This is a genomic window from Mesorhizobium sp. M00.F.Ca.ET.216.01.1.1 (assembly GCF_004010325.2).
GTDB lineage: Bacteria > Pseudomonadota > Alphaproteobacteria > Rhizobiales > Rhizobiaceae > Mesorhizobium.
The window spans coordinates 1-1,415 of sequence record NZ_SADR02000071.1 but is presented as its reverse complement, the minus strand read 5'-3'; the positions used below and the strand labels follow the sequence as shown (position 1 = coordinate 1,415).

Genomic DNA, 1,415 nt, shown 5'->3' with positions numbered 1-1,415 from the left:
CTAAGCGGCGACCGACTTCGGCCGAAGTTGAAGCAGGGCGATCAAGAGCGACAAAAAATCCTTCAGCCACCTGAGCAGGAGGGAGAAGTTGTAGCCGGCGGCGGCCAGGATGGCGTTGAGGGCGTCGCCCTGCTGGCCGGCGAGGTAGTTGCGGCCCATTCTGTGTTCGCTCTTGATGTGGCCGATGACGGGTTCGACCGCCGACCGCCGCCGCATCTGGCGCTTGATGGCTGGGGTGACGCGGCGCTTCTGGCCGGCGGTGAAGACCCTGAACTTGTGGCTCTGCGGTGCGTTGTGGCCTCGATAGCCGGCGTCGGCGAGGATGCGGTCGATCTCGTTGCCGATGGTCTTTTCCATGTCGGGGATGACGCTTGCCAGCGTGTGGCCGTCATAGGGATTGCCGGGCAGTGCTTTTGCATGCAGGGCGAACTGGCCACCCTTGGAACGCTACAGCGTGGTGGCCACCGACACCTTCACCCCGAACTCGTAGGGCATATGCGCCTTGCCCTTGCCGATGCATTCTACCTCGTGTGCGTTCAGGCTGTAGATCTTGCGGCCGCGCTGGCGCTGGCGTTGCTCGAGAACGGTGGCCGCCTGGTAGAGCGGCCATTTGAAGAGCGCGTCCAGCCCCGCATCGCCGGCGATCTGGCGAGAGATGTCGCGAATGGTCCGGCCGAGATAGGTCTTGAGCCTGCGCAGCGCCTTGTTCGCCCGCTTGAACTGCTTGGCGTGGGCATAGCGCTGATGGCTGATCAGCGCCAGCTTGCCGACCCGCACATAGCTCTGGCGCAAATGGAGCCCCTTCCTCTTGGCCAGCCGCACCAGCCGTTCGCGCGCCCGGTGGATGAGCTTGGCGTCGGTCGGGAACATGATGTTCTTCGGCTGCACGGTCGTGTCGACGATGACCTGGCGCGTGTCGGCCGGCTTCATCGCCCCGGTCTTGACCGCAATGCTGAGGCTTTCCTGCAAAAGCGCCACGATCCGCTCCTCGCCCATACGACTGCGCCAACGCGTCATCGAGGAGCGGTCAAACGGCCAGCGTATGGCAAAGAACGTCTCGCGGTGAGATACTGGAAGTAAGGGTTCTCCACCCAGCGCTCGCACAGCACCTCATCCGACAGGTTGAAGGTGTGCTTGAGGATCGCCAGCCCCGCCATCAGCCGGATCGGCAGCGGCGGCATGCCGGGGCCGTCCGAATAGACGGCGCCGAAACGCTCCTCCAGCACCGGCCAGTCGATCGCCTGCGCCAGCCGCACCAGCTCGTGCTTCATGTTGATGATCTGATCGAGCCTGGAGCGGAACAGATCCTGCTCTCCCGTCTCGCGCTTCTCGCGTGGCTTGGACATTCGCCGTCCCCTCGATTCGCCGCCGCCGAACCGAGTGAATCACGCTCCGCAGCACAAGGGAATCGCAAA

Annotated in this window: 1 pseudogene; it reads right to left on the bottom strand. The window is 64.0% G+C overall.

Features of this window, described 5'->3' with window-relative positions:
- Positions 1-1,346: pseudogene (locus tag EN859_RS35040) on the bottom strand (IS5 family transposase).
- Positions 1,347-1,415 lie beyond the last annotated feature (69 nt).